Source organism: Moraxella marmotae, from assembly GCF_042219885.1.
GTDB classification, from domain to species: Bacteria; Pseudomonadota; Gammaproteobacteria; order Pseudomonadales; family Moraxellaceae; genus Moraxella; species Moraxella marmotae.
The window spans coordinates 1-16,546 of the sequence record NZ_JBHJHR010000005.1 but is presented as its reverse complement, the minus strand read 5'-3'; the positions used below and the strand labels follow the sequence as shown (position 1 = coordinate 16,546).

General features: G+C 42.2%; 18 protein-coding genes. 2 read left to right on the top strand and 16 right to left on the bottom strand.

Annotated elements, in window-relative coordinates; translation table 11 throughout:
* From ACFBZI_RS12090 to tnpA, 15 genes are all read right to left on the bottom strand, one after another.
* The coding region (locus tag ACFBZI_RS12090) for a hypothetical protein (protein ID WP_375716545.1) at window positions 1–301 on the bottom strand (301 nt) is incomplete at its 3' end.
* 22 nt (window positions 302–323) lie between these two features.
* On the bottom strand, window positions 324–818 hold the full coding sequence (locus tag ACFBZI_RS12085; RefSeq protein ID WP_375716394.1) for a Panacea domain-containing protein: 495 nt from the start codon (window positions 816–818) through the stop codon (window positions 324–326).
* A gap of 256 nt (window positions 819–1,074) precedes the next feature.
* A complete protein-coding gene (locus ACFBZI_RS12080; protein WP_375716395.1) occupies window positions 1,075–1,443 on the bottom strand; it encodes a hypothetical protein in 369 nt (122 codons plus the stop codon).
* Between the two features lie 223 nt (window positions 1,444–1,666).
* Window positions 1,667–2,368, bottom strand: a complete 702-nt coding sequence (locus ACFBZI_RS12075) for a hypothetical protein (protein ID WP_375716396.1) — start codon at window positions 2,366–2,368, stop codon at window positions 1,667–1,669.
* A complete protein-coding gene (locus tag ACFBZI_RS12070) occupies window positions 2,368–3,357 on the bottom strand; it encodes an ImmA/IrrE family metallo-endopeptidase (protein WP_375716397.1) in 990 nt (329 codons plus the stop codon). The genes ACFBZI_RS12075 and ACFBZI_RS12070 overlap by 1 nt, the downstream gene beginning before the upstream one ends.
* A gap of 69 nt (window positions 3,358–3,426) precedes the next feature.
* Window positions 3,427–4,095, bottom strand: a complete 669-nt coding sequence (locus ACFBZI_RS12065) for a hypothetical protein (protein ID WP_375716398.1) — start codon at window positions 4,093–4,095, stop codon at window positions 3,427–3,429.
* 16 nt (window positions 4,096–4,111) lie between these two features.
* Complete coding sequence (locus ACFBZI_RS12060; RefSeq protein WP_375716399.1) at window positions 4,112–5,122, bottom strand: RelA/SpoT domain-containing protein; 1,011 nt, start codon at window positions 5,120–5,122, stop codon at window positions 4,112–4,114.
* A gap of 50 nt (window positions 5,123–5,172) precedes the next feature.
* Window positions 5,173–5,502 carry a hypothetical protein gene (locus ACFBZI_RS12055; protein WP_375716400.1) on the bottom strand — a complete coding sequence of 110 codons (330 nt, stop codon included), beginning with the start codon at window positions 5,500–5,502 and terminating at the stop codon, window positions 5,173–5,175.
* 22 nt (window positions 5,503–5,524) lie between these two features.
* On the bottom strand, window positions 5,525–5,779 hold the full coding sequence (locus ACFBZI_RS12050; protein ID WP_375716401.1) for a hypothetical protein: 255 nt from the start codon (window positions 5,777–5,779) through the stop codon (window positions 5,525–5,527).
* A 12-nt stretch (window positions 5,780–5,791) separates the two neighbouring features.
* The gene (locus ACFBZI_RS12045) at window positions 5,792–6,193 is read right to left on the bottom strand and encodes a hypothetical protein (RefSeq protein ID WP_375716402.1); all 402 of its coding nucleotides are present in this window, start codon (window positions 6,191–6,193) and stop codon (window positions 5,792–5,794) included.
* 4 nt (window positions 6,194–6,197) lie between these two features.
* The gene (locus ACFBZI_RS12040) at window positions 6,198–6,707 is read right to left on the bottom strand and encodes a hypothetical protein (protein ID WP_375716403.1); all 510 of its coding nucleotides are present in this window, start codon (window positions 6,705–6,707) and stop codon (window positions 6,198–6,200) included.
* Between the two features lie 231 nt (window positions 6,708–6,938).
* On the bottom strand, window positions 6,939–7,556 hold the full coding sequence (locus tag ACFBZI_RS12035; RefSeq protein ID WP_375716404.1) for a hypothetical protein: 618 nt from the start codon (window positions 7,554–7,556) through the stop codon (window positions 6,939–6,941).
* Window positions 7,549–8,523: an adenine-specific methyltransferase EcoRI family protein gene (locus ACFBZI_RS12030; RefSeq protein WP_375716405.1), complete on the bottom strand. Its 975-nt coding sequence runs from the start codon at window positions 8,521–8,523 to the stop codon at window positions 7,549–7,551. The genes ACFBZI_RS12035 and ACFBZI_RS12030 overlap by 8 nt, the downstream gene beginning before the upstream one ends.
* Before the next feature lie 246 nt (window positions 8,524–8,769).
* Window positions 8,770–9,930 (bottom strand): RNA-guided endonuclease InsQ/TnpB family protein, encoded by a 1,161-nt coding sequence (locus ACFBZI_RS12025; protein ID WP_375716406.1) that lies wholly within the window; start codon window positions 9,928–9,930, stop codon window positions 8,770–8,772.
* A 77-nt stretch (window positions 9,931–10,007) separates the two neighbouring features.
* The gene (gene tnpA / locus ACFBZI_RS12020) at window positions 10,008–10,415 is read right to left on the bottom strand and encodes an IS200/IS605 family transposase (RefSeq protein WP_375716407.1); all 408 of its coding nucleotides are present in this window, start codon (window positions 10,413–10,415) and stop codon (window positions 10,008–10,010) included.
* 152 nt (window positions 10,416–10,567) lie between these two features.
* Between tnpA and ACFBZI_RS12015 the strand changes: the two genes are divergently transcribed.
* Window positions 10,568–13,966, top strand: a complete 3,399-nt coding sequence (locus ACFBZI_RS12015) for a YadA-like family protein (protein WP_375716408.1) — start codon at window positions 10,568–10,570, stop codon at window positions 13,964–13,966.
* Window positions 13,967–14,847: 881 nt separating this feature from the next.
* Here ACFBZI_RS12015 and ACFBZI_RS12010 read toward each other — a convergent pair.
* Window positions 14,848–15,051, bottom strand: coding sequence for a hypothetical protein (locus tag ACFBZI_RS12010; protein WP_375716409.1), 204 nt, complete (start codon window positions 15,049–15,051; stop codon window positions 14,848–14,850).
* 464 nt (window positions 15,052–15,515) lie between these two features.
* Between ACFBZI_RS12010 and ACFBZI_RS12005 the strand changes: the two genes are divergently transcribed.
* A partial coding sequence (locus tag ACFBZI_RS12005; protein ID WP_375716544.1) for a S6 family peptidase occupies window positions 15,516–16,546 on the top strand: 1,031 nt, incomplete at its 3' end.

The following is a 16,546-nucleotide window of genomic DNA, read 5'->3' as shown; positions in this document are numbered from 1 at the left end:
CTGCATCGTATTTTTCAATGACATCTGCAAAAGCATTATTATACCATTTTTCGCCATCAGCAAAGATCTGATTTGTCACCAACATCAAAAATCGATTGTCGGCTTTGTAGAGCATTTGGCATTTTGGCACTGTAATGGCTTGTGTGCAATCTTCGCTCAGCCAAAAATTTAATTCGATTGCTGAATATGTAGGTAGCATAGTCAATTCCTTGTTGATTGATTTGATGGGTTTATTATAGGCATAAGAAGGGACAAGAAACAAAATATTGTCCGAAGCCTTTATGAATAGGGCGTTAGCCATACATGCCCGGCTTTACCACAAGCTATATGTTAGCGGCTCGCAGTTCTGATATTGAATAGCTTTGTTCAGGGCCATACAAAATCAAAAACTCGTTATCTGCCCACGCAGCTTCTTGTTGCGTCCGTTTAGATAGCTCATTATTAGAAAACGAACCTAATTCATCAAGGACTTGTTTTACCACCTTGGTAAGCTTAGCATCTTGTCTCATTTGAAAGACAATATCATCAACATCAGCAAATCGGATATTGCCGATGCCTCTTGATGTTAAGTAAGCCACAGGTTCACTGATTGGCTCCCAGTAGATTTTAAAGTAACCATAAACCGATTTGACCACAGGTCCATATTGCCATTTGACAATATCTTCATCAATCAACTTGGCATTGAACAGTTTGACATATTTTGCTACAACATAGTAGAGCAATTTTTGTAGTGTTAGGCTGGTAACTGGATTGTGTCGCTCGGCGGCTTTGACCACGATGTAATTGGCGACGTCCATTGCTTGGTAAACTTTTGGCATTTTTTGCTTCCAATGTGGGTGATTTTTTTTAATTTTCTGCCCACATCTTTGCCAATATGGGCAGAATTTACCATTTTTACCTATTCATCAAGGTAATGTTCGATGACAACTGTGATGATTGCCAGTGCGATTTTGATGGCTAATTTCATTTTTTTTGCTCCTGCTTGTTATTAAACAATTCCTACAAAGATATTTAATCTTTGATGTAGATATTGTATGAAAAAGCAGGTGAGCTGGCAACCATCTTTACTTAGATTTACATTGACTTCTCGTCAAGCTCATCAATGTTATCAAATGGCTGGAAGTAAAGCACATTGTAGTAATCGCTGGCAGAGCCCTCAATGAAAGTATCGCCATTGTCGGTGGTAAAAATGCCGTTACTTTCTTCGTAGCTGTGGTAGGTTTTACCACCAGCATAGCACAAGCGAGCCAGCACTTTATCACCGTTGCCAAAATACTCATCAAGCTGTGCTTGCAGTTGCTTGATATAGGTGACATCTTTTAGTGGTTCGTGGTTGATGAAATGCTGGCTGTTTGGCATATCTGGTAGTTCCAAAAACAGCTTATCGCCATTGTGGTAGCAGACGATGCCAGTTTCATCTATTTGAATGTTGGTTAGGTTCATATCTATTCCTCCGATTGGTAGTGGTAGGAATAGGATAGTGTAAAAAAGCGAAGCAGACGCAAAACGTCACCTTAAGCCCTTACTGGCAGGGCGTTAGCCCATGTTTTGCTGTCGCTGCGCCATAAGCTTGTTTGCAGCCGAGAAAAAGTTTCAACCATACTTTAAACTTTTACAATATATGGCAAAAGTTTCAATGGCAAGTTGCATTTGTTGTGGTAAGCCATTAAATTTCAATATCAGCCAGTGCTTGCAGTTGTTCTTGTGAGTAGTTTGCCATCAATGTCGTTAAGACTGCGTGTGCTTTGGCTGGCTTGTTTGGCTGTGCCAATAGTGGTGAAAACTTGGATAACTGGCCAAAAGACCACAAACCATCTTTGACATCGTTCTCGGTCTTACCAACACGAAAAACAATATCCAGCATGCCATCTTTGACGCACCTGTTCAAAACCTTGTTCTTCACCACATCAAAGCCAAAACAATCAATCAGCTGCAATAAGATATGTTCAAAACAGTAAATGCGATTTGCCAGTTGTTTGGTGATAGTGCTAATCTGCTTGTCATCGCTATTATCAACCAAAGCAGAAAGACAGCGCTTATCACCTGTTAAGAAAGTAGAATGTGGCATATTGACAGCTGCTAAAATCAACTGGTTTTCGCCACCATCTAAGCCATCAAAACTGGATAGGTGAGCAAGCTGTTGGTGGTCTTGGTCTGACACGGTGGCAAGGCCATTAACCAAAGCAACCAACGAATCACGCACTGTTTCATTGGTGATTTGTTTTTTGGCATATTTTTGGATTGAAAACCGAGCTGTTGGCGTAATCAAAATGTCTTTTCTTGTGGCAGATAGCATCATCAGCATATGATCAAACAGTTCGCAGCCAACCAATTTGATCACAATATCGTTGTCACAAATCAATATCATTATTCAACGCCGATCAAATATTTAACAATTTCGTCATCGTCAATGCTTTGCATATCCACGTAATGCAGATATAACGATTGAGCGATCTGCTGGTCTGTTTGTTGATTGACCAATTTTTTGGTCATAATTTTTAGAGCAGTTTGTGCCAAAGCAAATTTTTGATTGACGTAGGCATAGTTAAGCACCATATGCAAAGGATCAATTTGCATTTCTAGGCCTTTGGCAATCATTGCTTGCGCCAAACCTTGTGGTGAGTAGGATTTACTGGTGGCAAATTGTGCCTTTGGATCGCCTGTCAGCAATTCTAAAGCGAAAGCATCAGCTTGCTGTTCCAAGTCGCTGTCATCAGTTTTATCAATCTTTTTATCTAAAATGATTTGTTTTTCTTGAACATGGCCAAGCAAGATGTGACCAAGCTCATGTGCCAAGTCAAAAACCAATGCACCATGCTTGTTCTTTTTGGTTAGCACGATGACAGGGCGATTTTGCTTAATAAACGCCAAGCCGTCCATCTTGGGCGTTGGCAGATTTGCCAGATGAATAACAGGAATACCAACAGACCAACAAAAATCCGCCAAGGCATAAAAATCCACCCATTGATGGTTTGTCAATACTGTTTGTCGAACTTGCATGGCTGTTTTAGGTAGATTGCCGACAGGTTGGTCAAAAGCCGATAAGGTAATATCAGCTGCAAACATCGCTGTTGCGACAGCAGGTTGTAACCTGTCTTTTTGCAAGTTTTTGCTGTGCTTGAATTGGTGCTGGCTTACGCGAAACTTGGGCAAACTGTCATCTTGAAGACTGTCGTGCAAACTTGAAAATTCCAAGCCAAAAGTGCGAGCAGTAATTAGCTCGGCTTGTTGCAAACCAGCAGGCGTGGTGGCAATCTCATCGCACCACCAGTCTGGTAGCTGTTTTTTGATTTGGTTTTTGCTAAAACCTAAAGCGATGAGTTTTTTGTAAATAAGTTGCATGTTATTTTTTGGCATAAAAACTCCTGTTTAGGTTGTTTTTACCATTATAGCATATTTGATATGGCAAGTGCCGACTTACCAAACTCACCAAGGCAAAGCCCAATCATTAGGATCATGGCTTTCTACTGGCTTATTCTTGCGAGATTCTTCCAGCTCTTTATAGCGATTTCTGGCATAATCAGCGGCCATGTTATCAATTCTTACTTTGGAAATTGCCATATCTTCGGGCAGACCACGAGCCAACCAACGCAAAACCTTGACAATGTCTTTTTCGTCTTCAAATTCATCTTTGAGCAAAGAAACAAAGCAGGGCAGGCTGTCGATATGCCATTCCAATTCTTCCACAGTTTTCATTTTAGAAAACTCATCATGACCCGATCTTAGATTGGCATAATCTGAAAATCTGGCATTATCACCAAGATCAATCAGCCGCTCAATGTCTTCTTCTAGCTTGCAGGCCCTTTCGTATTTTTCATCATCGGTGGCGGGTAGGTAGATTTTGGTATGCACCACTTTGCTTTTGTTACAGCGCTTGATAATTCTTTGGCGAAATTTTTCATCTTCGGCAAAGGTTTCTGAAAAAACTTCTGCCCACCGCAGATATTTGCTGTTTTTTAGGTCCAAATAAACCGTGCAAAGATCGCCTGTATCATCACTAACAACCAGCGGTAATGGTTCTTTGATGGCTAGGCTTTCGGCATTGCAACAAAAGCTAAAGCCGTTTTTATAGGTGCTAAAAACTTCTAATGTCATGATTAATTCACTTAATTTACAAAAGTTGCTTTAAATGTTTAATAAATTTATGGCTATCCAAGAAATAGTTTGGGTAAGCTTTTTTGATTTCCTTAAGGTCTTTGGTTGAAATCAAAACCAATTCAATATGTGGCCGATCAACGTTTTGAATTTCCAACAGCTTGTAGATGTTTTCGGCTTGATCAGCTTGCATCTTGCTAAATGGCGTCAAGCTTAGGGTTTTATTGACAGTGTCGAGCTGCATTAAATAATAGTTCTCGCCAGTGGTTTTGGTGCTGGTGATGTGCTTAGAAGAAACAACCCAACTTTGCAGCTTTTGAAAAACTTGCAATTTTTGTTCTATTGTTTTAATTTCTTGAATGATGGTTTCGGTTGGCACATCGGTAAAATCATCGTCAATGACGGTGCATTCTTGCTTAGCAAACAGCACGCTGGCAAGCTTAAAAAAGCGTTTATGTTCATCACTGCCACCGCCAGTTTTGATTGATGCATTTTCAATTAAACCTAAGATTTCCACGGCAGTAGCCCAATAGTGCTGCAACTGCGTGCGAATTTGCAGTTCAATATTTAGCTCGTCTGACTCACTGTGCGTGGTGGCACTGTATTTGAAAACTTGGTGCAAACTACGGTAGCCATCGGCTTTGGGCTGCTTAATGTAATCTTTTGGTGGCAAAAGTGGCTTGTGCTGATGTTTGCCAGATATTAGACTGTTGTGCAGTCGATAAACATCATCTATGGTTTTAACGATGACCCGAAGCCCGCCAATGTCTTGCATTCTTGCCAAGTTCATGCCATCAAATCGTTGGATTTTTTTAATGATTGATGGCGTGCGTTTGAGGCGTTGGGCAACAGTCGTTTCTTTCAAGCCAAGTTTGCTGATGTGCTTGCGAATCAGTGGCTGAAAAGCATTAATTGGGTAGGCGTGCAAGCTGCGCCACTGCGATAGCACTTCCATTGCGGTGCTGTCTTTCGGATCAGCTGCCAATGTCTCGCCTGCTTTTTTGACTTGTTTTTTACTTGGTTTCATTTTGGGTCACTGTGGCAAATCAAATTTTTCCTGCTAATTCCAAATAATCTTTAAAAGCGTCGCTGTCTGCCAGTATGCCAACTGTGAATCAATGGCACCAAAACCAGCACCAACGCACCAAAAACAAAAAAGCCAACCTTAATGTCTTTATTTTTATTTTCCTGCTTGTATTGCTTTTCTTGCTGGATTTTCTGCAATTCCATTTTGGCTTGTTTAGCAGCTGCTTGCACCTCGCTTGAGTTGCTATTTTCAGCTGCTTGAATGACTTGGACTTTGGCGGCAACTACTTCGTCTTGGCTTGGTTTTTTGTCGGCAATATTCCACAGTGCCATCGAAACGGAAAGCAAGCTCAAAATTATAATAAGGTGGAAATCTTTCATCGGGTCGATCCTTATAAAACAATCACTTCCAACTACAATGTGCTTTCGGCTCATTACAAATAGCTTGCTGTTTTGAGCCGTTTGTGGCCTCAACAAACGATTCTTGAAACTTCTTTCCTTGCTCAGTTTGAGGATATCGTTGGAGAACAGGACGACATTTCCAAACTTCTGCGGCCAGTTTTTCGGGCATATCGCGATATGAAATATGAATAATTGCAGTAGCCAACAAAACGCCCAACAGAGGTAGCAGAGAGGGTGCAAAGCTTTTCTGAGACATACCAAATTCCTATTAATTCCAACTAATCTTTAAAGTGACTTTTTGCTCACCATCAACAACGCAAGCAACCTGATAGCCTGCTTTTTCAAAGCCAGCGAGCAAAGGTTGCACCTGCTTTGCCAGTCCGCCTTGAGTCGTGCACCAGCTTGAGTAAGGTTCTTGTTGAACTTCCACTGAAAAATCACCTTGGTTGGCTGCTTGCAAAATTTGTGCATTCAAAAATCTAGCATGCTTCTTGTTTTGGTAAAAAGCAGTTGTTTTTTCTTGCGCTACGCCAATTGGTAGTGGCTCAAAACTTTTTTCTGTGGCGTAAACGTCAAAAGCCATGCCACCAATAAAAAGTACAGTAAACGATATAAGACAAAACCAAACCAAGAAATCTTTGAAATCTGCAGAATATCGGGTGGTTTTCATAATGCTAATCCTTATATTTTGCAGTCAAAACAGCATCATTCACCAAAAAGTGTTTTTCCAAGTCTTCCTGCGTTCTTGGTTTGTATTTTTTGGCAATTTCTTTGACAAACGCCGAAGTTCTGCTGGCGGTCATTTGCGAATAGGGGTATTTTTTAGATGGTGGACGAGCGTTCACCAATTCCCAATCTTTCAAGAAAAATCGCCCCATCTTGTCAAAGCCGCCGATAGGGTGCAGTTTGCGAGCTTTTAGCTTGATAAAGACAGCTTTTATTTCGTCAGTGCCAAGCAGGTCAGGTTGGCTGCGGTGCTCTTGCACCAACTTTTGTACCTTGTTGTAGGCGTTGCGGATAGTCTTGATATTTTGAACTTCGAAAGCGTACTCTTCTTTGAGCTGTTGTAAAAACTGCTCAACAGCAAACGGGTTTTTGGTGTCAAAGTTTGTTTGGCTGTCTTCCAGCTCGAGATGAAAGGCTAGGTTGTCGATATGTTTGTCGATTTTACTTTGGTTCAGCATAGGGTTTTCCTTTTGAAAATGAGCGACAATATCACATTTTTACAAATCTACCTGTGTGGTAGGGCGATTGATGGCGCGTGATCATATTCTAAGCTGCCTATGTGGCAGAATGCTATCTATGAAGAAAAGGATAGCAAAAGAAAAGCAAGGACAAGCAAATATCGCCTTGAGCCTTTACCGATAGGGCGTTAGCTTTTTGATATTCTTCGGTTCGCCAGTTGTTCGGTGCAACTAGGACAAAAAAGGCAACAAACTTTCCATGCTACGAGCTTCTTTTAAAGGTTTTGTTGGAACTTCTCGATTTTCTGTTGCATAGCTTTCAAAACTGTTCAAATCTTTCGATCCAAACCAACCAATTATTGCCGAATTACGCAAACTTAAAACAGTGGTTCTGTTTATCGCATTGCTAGTAGGTTGAATAACCAACCAAAAGTAAACTTGAATATTGATTTCTTTTAGCTCGCTTCGCTTTGTAGCCAGCTTGAAATTATTAACAATATATTGCAAATCTTTTAGTGCTGATAAAGATGATTTAATTGAGCAATAAATATAGTGGCCATCTTTGTGCCTAAGCTGTAAATCATGACCTAAGTCAGCTTGACCAGACTTTTTATCTACTGCCGAAACAGCATATTTGCCATTGCTATGGAACCATCTCAGAACCATCATTTCCGAAACTTCGCCCATTAACAAATTATTAAATCGTTCCAAGTCATCTCGGTCATGCAAGTCTTTTCTATCAATGATAGTTGCCATGATGTTTTTGGCATTCTCAATGCAAATAGCCAAATCATCACGAGTGAGTTCAAACTGAACAATGTCGGAAATTTCTAAGTTTCTATTAGCCATTTTGTTCCTTTGTTTTAATAAAAACTCGCTTATAAACTCTCTGTTTATTAACACAGGCTTGTGCAACACCACTGTCTTTATGCCAAAGCCCGTAAGAAAAACCCTTGCCCTCACTCTCAGTAGTCCCAAGAAGTTCAAATTGATTGGGGTTAAACTTATCCAAAAAGCTAATAGGCACACCCATCACACCATTATAGTCACTGGGAATTGCTTTGGTTTCAGGGATTTCAATAGCCTTGTAATTGTCGTATTGAATATAAGCCTGCTTATTTTGTAACTTAGGGTATTTGAGCAGGTTTTCTTTCATACTCGATAAAGGTATCGGTTTATATCTTCGGTTGTGTTCGATATTGGTGAGCCAAATGGCGGATACATTTTTCAGATTAACACCATTTTCTACTCTGTCAACATCGCTTTCATTGGCTGTTTCAAACCACATACCTCCAGACCAAGGGCGAAAACCTGACCATATTTCATTTTCCTTGATTTTTGGGAAAATTTCTTTAAAAGTTACACAGTTTTTATTACAGATAACGGCAAACTTGGTTTTGCCAGCAAAAATCCAAGCCATAAAATTACGGAACAATGAGAATGGTGGGTTTGTGATAATGTAGTCAGTCTGATCTCGAAGCTGAATCAGCTCATTACTATTAAAATCACCATCACCATTCAATAAGGCAAGTTCTTCGCTATGTCTGGTTTTCCGTAAAATCTTACCCTTACCGTCTTTGCTATAACAGGTGCTAACAAGTTCTTTCAAGCCTAGTTTTTCAAAGTTTTTAATGAAATAAGCTGTAAAATTACTCCAACTAGGGTCATCACAAGGGCAAAGGACAGACTTATTTTTGAAAAGTTCTCTGTCAAAATCCAAATATGCTTGTATTTCTGATTCAATATCTATTTTTCTTGTATAAAACTCGTCATTTTTAGCTTTAATTGCTTTATTGAGTTTTAGATTGGTTGCCATTTTACCACCTTTCACTTATCACGTTGTTCCAAAAAACCTACCTAAACCTACTCAAAGTAAATGTAAAACATTGCTAATCTCAAGATTGCAAACCAGATTCCACAATCTGTTCCAAAAAACTACCCAAACCTATCCAAAGATAAATTCGGTGCTTTCTTCCTACTTCACAGTTCGTAGCCATTGGCAATTGCCGCTGGTCTTACACAAACTCCATAGGCTGACGCGGTGGAACTCACCGCCATGCAATTAGGTTGCAAAGTTTAAAATATTAATCGCTGCATTAATATCACGGTCATGGTGCGTACCACAATGCACGCATTGCCAGTCACGGATATGCAGCCCCCATTTCTTGCCTTGTTTGTCATTGTCGTATTTTTCACCACAACAGCTACAAGTCTTAGAACTCGGGAAAAACCTGTCAACAAACTTAACTTGTTTTCCCCATTGTTCTGCTTTGTATATCAGCTGCCGTTTGAACTCGTAAAAGCCTAAATCTGCGATAGAACCTGCCAGTTTATGGTTTTTAACCATGCCTTTGACATTTAAGTCTTCAAGACATATCACATCGTGGGTTTTTACCAACTTTGTCGTCAGCTTATGCAAAAAGTCAAGTCTGATATTACCGACTTTCAAGTGCAGTCGTGCCAGCTTGGTTCTCGCTTTAGCACGGTTGTTACTACCTTTTTGCTTACGAGACAATGCTCGTTGAGCGCGTTTTAATCGCCGTTGGGCGACTTTATAAGGTTTGGGTGCTTGGATTTTGCTGCCATCAGATAAGGTGGCAAAATCAGTAATGCCCATATCAATACCCACAGCCTTATCGGTCTTAGGTAAAGGCAAAATCGGTTCTGCCAATTCCACAGCAATGGAGACAAACCATTTATCGGCTCGTTTATAAACCTTACCATTTAAAATCTTACCAGCAAATCTTAGCTTTTCGCACAGTCGCACTAAGCCTAAGCGTGGCAGTTTGATAAAGGGCTTGCCATCCACTTCTACAATGGTGAAAAGATCATTTGTCAGTGAAAATCTGTCGTCAACGCCTTTCTTGCGAAACTTCGGATATTTACTATCCCCTTTAAAGAAACGATCAAAACCAGTGCCAAGCTGTCTTATTGCTTCTTGCGGTACGCACTTGCTAATATCCATCATGAACGGAAATTCATCACGCTTGATGGCGTTTAACTGTTTACGCAACTTACCCTCTGTTGGGCGGTTTAGCTTGGTTTTATCTATCTCAACGCCAAGTCTTGCACATTCATCACGATATTCTTTATCCTGCTGGTACTGTTTTTGCCATTGCTCTAAGCCCCAATTGTAGGCAAAGCGAGCAACGCCACAAGCTTTGGCGAGATGAGTTGCCTGCTTGTTGTTGGGTTTAAGCTGTATGCGTTGCCCGCGTATCATAAATTTGCCTTTATTGGTTAAAATTGGATAGATTTGCTTGGGTTTTTGTTAGCTGGTTTGAGTCCAACCAAGCCAAATCAAGCATTATCAAAACGGTTATTTAAATAACCAGCAACGATATTTTCAACATCAGCCTCTTTGCTAACCAAACAATAGCCCCTTGCCCAAACTGCAGGCGTGTTTCCATAAAACTTAGCCAATTCTTTGGCATATTCCTTACGAAGCAATCTGCCTGTAACAGTTTTTATCGTCCGAACAAACTCTGTGACATTCGCCGCAGGGGAGAATGAAAAAGTTAAACTGGCATAATTGGAAGTTGCGCCAATATCTATCACCTCAACTTCACATTTTTGGCACAGCTCAGATAGGGTGGTTTTTATGCTATTTTGCATGGCGTTGTTTAAGCAGTGCTGACTGTTTTTTGTGAGTATCAGTAAGTGTAAAATAATTTGGTAATGGCATCTAAAATGTGGTTTATTTTTCATAATTTTTATTGACGGTAAATAAAATATGTTGTAAAATATAACCCATAACAAGACAAAAATCAAGTTTTCATTGAAACTTTTTCATCAACAGAGTACGATAAGCAGTTTAGTTCAGTTTCTTATCGTTTATTTATAAAAAAGGAAATTATCCTATGAATAGATCTTATAAGATTGTTAAAAACGCCAACGGCACTATGTCTGTGGCTTCAGAAATCGCCAAAGGCGTGAAAAAAGGCATGGCTGTCATTGCCTTTTCAGGTCTAGGCCTAGCATCTATGACAGCAACTGCTGCACCAACTGTTGTTGAAGATGGGGTCATTGCTCCCAATTCAAAACAAGCGGTCAATGGTGGTCAGTTAGACGCTGTGCGTGAGCTGTTATCTATCGGTGTGGTTATCGCCAAAAACGCTGAAAACCAATCTGCCGAAGCTTTAAAACAAGCCACTGCCAGTGCACAATCCTCTGCCGACAGCAGTAAAACCGCCAGTGCTGCCCAATCAACGGCAAACACGGCTCATACACTGGCCACCGAAGCCAACGCTTTGGCAAAAAATGCCGATAAAAAAGCACAAACGGCAGTAACTACGGTGAATACCCTAAGCACCACAGTTGGCACGCTAAGCACCAACTTGTCAGACTTAACCCGTAAAACCCAAACCATCGAAAACACCGCCAATACCGCCAGCACCAAAGTGGGGCAGTTGGTTGGTCAAGTACAAACCCTAAACACCACCGTAACTACTCACAGCCAAGCCATCAGCACTGCCCAAAAAGACATTGCCGATCTTAAAAAAACACTGGTTGCACCATCGGATAATGCCCAAGCCTTACAAATCGCTAACGAAGCCAAATCAAAAGCTGATCAATCTTTAGTATCAGCCACCACGGCACTGGACAAAGCCACCACGGCTGAAGCTGCGGCTAACACAGCCACTACCAAGGCAGCTGCATTGGAGGGCTTGGTAAACAACCATAACACTGCCATCACCACACTGAACACCAACCAAACCCAACTGCAAGGGGTTGTGACTGCACTAACCAAATCGGTTGAAAAAAACCAACAAGGGGTCAAAGATGCCACCGTTAAGGCAGACGCAGCTGTCCAAAAAGCAGACGGTTTAGAAACTCGTGTTACCACCTTAGAAAACACAGCGGTGAAATATGACTCAAACACGCTACTAAACATCAATAACCGCCAGCTGACAGGTCTAAAAGATGGCACCATCGCTCAAGGCAGTAAAGATGCGGTGACAGGGGGTCAGTTACACACCACAAACCAAGCTGTGAAAGCAGCCAAGGATACAGCCGATAGTGCTTTGCAAGCTGCGACTACTGCCGCCACCGAACTGGCGAAAGTTAAAAAGGATTTTAGAGATTTAGATTTTTCTCTAGAACTAACTAAAAAAGCAGCGGGAGATGCGACAAAAGCAGCGGGAGATGCGACAGCAACTGCCCTGCAAGTCGATAGCCGATTAAAAAATGCAGTTAGCGAGCTAGAAGACAGCATCGCCAAAGGCAAAGCAGACACCAACGCCTTGGCACGCTCAGTCGTTGAAGCCTCTGCTAAAGCAGACGAGAGCAGAGAAACGGCAAACCAAGCCAAAGCCCGTGCTGAAGAGGCTTACGCACTGGCAGAGTCTGGTCGCGCCACGGGTACGCTAGACGAAACCACCCGTCGTCAAGCTGCGGCTGCTGTTGCTAAAGTTGATCAATTCGCCAGCAAAGTTACTGACGCTGAACGCACTATCAATGCAGGCACTGCTAAAATTGATGAATTTGGTACTAAGCTAACTGATGGTTTAAGTGAAATTCGCACAGTCGCTGATAAAGTCACTGCGCAAGAAAACAGCGTCGCCCAAGCTGCACAATTGGCAACCACAGCCAAAACAGCAGCTGACCAAGCCACAGTAGCAGCAACGACTGCAAGCACAACAGCAAATAATGCTAAGACTGCCGCTGACCGTGCAACGAGTGCCGCTGAAACAGCCACAACAACAGCGACTGCTGCCAAAACCGCTGCTGACAAAGCCATCACTGCGTCTGAAACAGCAACCACAGCTGTGGATAACTTCAAGCAAACTTTGAATGCGGCCACACAGCGTGTGGGTACACTTGAAGCCAGTGTGACAGGTGTTACCGATAAAGTAACCGCTCAAGGCACTAAGATTGACAGCAACAAACAACAAATTGACGCTCTAAAAGCCGAACACACCAGTACAGCGACGACTTTGCAGCGTGTACAGGACAACCTTGCAACAACGCAAGATCAAAGCCAAACAGCCATCGCCAAAGCAGATAAAGCACTGGCAGGGCTTGAAGCGGTTGATGGTCGTTTGACTGCTGCCCAAACTGCTGCGACTGATGCACTGGATAAAGTAAACGCTCAAGGTGCCAAGGTTGAGGCCTTAGAGGGGCGTGTTACTGTCATCTCAAATGATGTGGCATCTGCCAAAACCATCGCCCAAAAAGCACTGGATACGGTAAATAATGCCAATAACAACACCGCATTGAGCCAAGAAGCCCTAGACACCGCCAAGTCTGCCAAAACCGCAGCCGAGCAAAGCACAGCGTTGGCAAATACGGCACTGACTGCCAGCACCGAGAGTAAAACCGCTGCTGATACGGCTGTCGCTACTGCTAACCGTGCAAGCCAATTGGCCAATGAGCAAGCCAATAAAATCAGCACGCTACAAACAGCGACTGCGCAAGCCAATGCTACCGCTGAAAAAGCCAACGCCTTGGCACTAGAGAGCAGTAAACAAGCACAACAGGGCATTTCAGCAGCGGCCATCGCCGATCAAAACTCACAAAAAGCCCTAGAGTTTGCTACCACCGCTAACGGCAAATCAGATCAAGCACTGACAGCGGCCAACTTGGCATTAGACTCGTTCCAAGAGCAAAATCAGCAAGTGACCACCAACAAAGTGGACATCGCCCACCTAAAAACAGACCTTGGCGTAGTACGCACCACCGCAGAAACTGGCAAGCAAACCGCTGAGCAAGCCAAAGCCCTTGCTGAAAAAGCGGCAACCAAAGACGACTTGGAAGAAAAGAGCCTAGCCGATCGCCGCTATACCGACAATGTGCGTCAGCAAGTGGTTAGCCAAGTGGTTGCAGTAGATAAGAAAGTGGACAAAGTACGTCAAGACACCAAAACCCGCCTTGATGAACAAGATGTCCACCTACAAACCATCAATGCCAATGTGCTACAAGTCAATCGCAATGTACAAGCGGTAGTCAATCAAGTAAATACCAACACTGCCAACATTGCCAATAACAGCTATCGCATTGACCAGCTAGAACGCCAAACGGTAGAAAACCGCAAACAAGCGTCAGCAGGCACAGCATCAGCTCTGGCAGCAGCACAAATCTACCCAGTGGTAGGCAACAAGATGACCTTTGGTATGGCAACAGGGGCTTATGATGGCCAATCCGCCCTTGCGATGGGTTTTAGATACGCGCCAACCCCAAGCCAAGTGTACAGCCTAACCTCCACCGCTGATTCACAAGGCAAGTTTGGTGTGGCAGCAGGTTTTAACTTCGGTTTCTAACCAATTAAAACCAAAGCTGAATAAGTCAAACAAGTAAAAGCAAAAAGTAAAACAAAAACAAAGCCATCACTGGATAGTGGTGGCTTTGTTGTTTTAGATGGTTTTAGATTGGTGGTGTCTAATTAGATTGGCGGTGTCTAAAACTTGGCAGTTGGTTGGTGAAAATTGGTAAAAAGCTGATTATTTGATTTTTTTTCTTGATTTTTGATAAGGAAGTGGTATTATAAGGGTTAGGAGAATGGCTAAGCGTTTCCACCTAGCCGCACCTTGGGTATTGCGAGTACCTTTAGGTGTTTGGTATTACCAAGCTGGGTAGCTTAGCAATAACAAGGCAATGGCAATTGCGACTTTCAGGAAAGTACTCATTGCTTTTCTCCTAAGTTTATGGCTTACACTTACAAGGTCGTAAGCGTTAACCTGACCAATCAACCCTGATTGGCTGGGTGCATTATAAAGAAGCATAAAATAACAGTCAAGCATTCCACTTGGCTGTTATTTTTGTCAGTCTAATTATTTTTTCTTGATTTTTAGAATAGAAATGATAATATAAAAACTGGAAGCGTTTCCACCTAACCTAGCCATGGGTGCTCCCGCACCTTTAGGTCTTTACCATTACCAAGCTGGATAGCTTAGCAACAGCAGAGCGATGAGAACTACTGCTTTAGCAAAGAAAGTTACATGGTAACAGTCAAGTTAATCTTGGCTGTTATTTTTTTTTTTGCCAATTTCATCGTAATTAATCGCAATTAATCGTAAGTTATCGTAATTTGTCGTAAAACAGCACAAAAAAATTGCCACATCGATAGAAAAATGGCAATTTCTATCAGTAATGCATCAACATCAACAGAAAATAGCGATTTTCTATCGGTGAAACCAACCAGCTATTCTGACAAATGTTTAGCATGAGCCAATATCGCCTGTTTGATGGCTTTGGCTCGATTGCCACCGTAATGGGCTTTAATGACTTGCAATGCGTCAAAAATCTCCTGCTCGTGTGGACTGATGATCAGCTGCGAAACTCGCTCTAAAGCCTTATTTTGGTAGTTTAGGCTGGCGTTGATTTGTGCTTGTGATGTTTTTTTCATATTTTTTCTTGATTTTTGATAAGGAAGTGGTATTATAAGGGTTAGGAGAATGGCTAAGCGTTTCCACCTAGCCGCACCTTGGGTGTTACCGCACCTTTAGGCGTTTCTTGCACTAGAAAGCTGGATAGCTTACCAGCACAAGAACGATGACTAGCGCTACTTTGATAAACAGGCTCATCGTTTTTCTCCTAAGTTTATGGCTTACACTTACAAGGTCGTAAGCGTTAACCTAACCAATCAACCCTGATTGGTTAGGTGTATTATAAAGAACTATACAATAACAGTCAAGTAAAATCTTGGCTGTTATTTTTTTTGTCTTGCCATTATATATTAATAAAAATAATAAATACCTGTTATAATATATTGACAATAACCCACCAAAAATGCTATATTCTGCTCGAAAATTAACCATAGTTCGGCAGCTTTTTAGTTTGCCAGCTGCTTGATATTCGAGGCCTTAATACATGAACAAAATCTTTAAAACCAAACGCAACTCTCGTGGGCAGTCGGTTGTCTGCTCAGAAATCGCCAAGTCAAACAGCAAAGGACGCATTATCGGGGCAGTGCCGGCTTTAGCTGCCGCTTTGATGACCATCAGTGCTGACGCGTCGCTGGTTCGTGGTGATATTGATTATAACTACTTTAGAAACTTTGCTGAGAATAAAGGCCAATTTCAAGCAGGGGCAGTAAATATCCCAATCTATGACAAAACAGGCAAGTTTTTAGGAACTGCGTTACCCAAAGACATTCCCATGCCTGACTTTTCAGCGGTGGACAGCACCAGATACTTATCAGGTCTGATTGACTACCAACGTGTTGCCAGTGTTAAGCACAACTCCAATAATCATTTTAATGGTTTAACCTTTGGTGATAAAGCCGATGGTTTTGGTAAGTACCGCTATCGCTTAGTGAACCGCCATGACCACTCAACACTCGATTACAACACCCCACGCCTAAATAAGATGGTGATTGAAGTTGAATCAGCGGAGTTGCCAGAAGATTTTAAAGCCGAAGATTTGACCAATGGTCGCTTTACTGCCTTTGCTCGCATTGGTTCTGGCACTCAGGGGGTGCAAGATGGCAACAATATTGAAATCACCCACAATGCTTATTTGTTTGCCACAGGCGGCACGGCCCTTAAATTCTTGGGCAATAAAGGCGATATGGTGACAACCGTTATCGGCGATGTCCAAGATAATGAAACAGGCGGCGGTCCGCTGGTGTCTTATGGCACCAAAGGCGACAGTGGTAGCCCGCTATACGGTTATGACCCAAAACTTGGTCGTTGGCTATTGGTGGGTAACATTGCCCAGTTCTACGGCTATGAAACCGCCAAAAACAACTACATGATCACCCAACGAAACTTTATCCAAGAGGGGCGAGTTAAAGACGCTGCGGGTATTGTGAATGCTCAATCTGCCAAGCCTGTGCGTTGGGAAGATTTGGGTGGCGGTGAGAGCCGTATTACCAGTGAGTTGTCATCGTTTGATGTGGC